Source organism: Blautia sp. DFI.1.216, assembly GCF_020594215.1.
Classification (GTDB): Bacteria; Bacillota; Clostridia; order Lachnospirales; family Lachnospiraceae; genus Blautia_A; species Blautia_A wexlerae.
On record NZ_JAJDML010000146.1, the window covers coordinates 1 to 1,086 of the forward strand.

The window sequence follows — 1,086 nt, forward strand, 5'->3', positions numbered from 1 at the left end:
CCAGAAGATAGACGAACAGACCGAAGCGTTAGTATCTATGATTGGGGACAATCAAGTGGACTACCGCTTTTTTCTTGGCTTTAAGCTCATGGTTACGGAAGAACAGCTCAATCTGAAGAACATCAAAAAATCGGCGTGGCTGACGTTCACAGAATTTCTCCATGAAGTGAACCACACGCTGATGAATGATTTTGTTTCCATGCCGAATGATGAAATCAACCGTTACATGAAAATGGAAAAGTTACTGGAAAATAAAATCTCCCGTCGCTTTAAGGTGCGTCGCTTGGAAATCAATGATTTTGGGTATCTCATGGAACATCTTTACGGCAGGGACGGTATCGCTTATGAAGATTATGAGTACCAGCTACCAAAGAAAAAATTGAACAAAGAAACGCTGATAAAATACTACGACCTTATCCGTCCGACAAGGTGTGTGATTGAAGAAAGCCAGCGGTATTTACGCTTGGAACATGAGGACAAGGAAAGTTATGTGTCCTATTTTACCGTCAATGCGATTGTCGGCGAGCTTGATTTTCCGTCAAGTGAAATCTTCTATTTCCAGCAACAGCAATTCACATTCCCCGTTGATACTTCTATGAATGTAGAAATCGTGGAGAACCGAAAAGCATTAACAACCGTACGCAACAAGAAAAAGGAATTGAAAGACCTTGACAATCACGCTTATCAAGCAGGAAGTGAAACCAGCTCAAATGTGGTGGACGCTTTAGACAGCGTGGACGAGCTGGAAACGGACTTAGACCAGACAAAAGAAAGTATGTATAAGTTAAGCTACGTTATACGGGTGTCTGCACCCGATCTTGACGAGCTGAAACGCCGTTGTGATGAAGTCAAAGACTTTTACGACGACCTCAATGTAAAGCTGGTACGTCCTGCTGGGGATATGCTGGGGCTTCATTCTGAATTTTTACCTGCCAGCAAGCGATATATCAATGACTATGTGCAGTATGTAAAATCAGACTTCTTGGCAGGGCTTGGCTTTGGAGCGACCCAGCAGTTAGGGGAAACTACGGGTATCTATATGGGCTATTCCGTTGATACGGGAAGAAATGTGTACCTGCAACCGTC

Annotated in this window: 1 pseudogene; it reads left to right on the plus strand. The window is 43.4% G+C overall.

Annotated features, from left to right (window positions below):
• Positions 1-1,086, plus strand: a pseudogene (locus LJE11_RS19115) (ATP-binding protein); the annotation flags it as partial.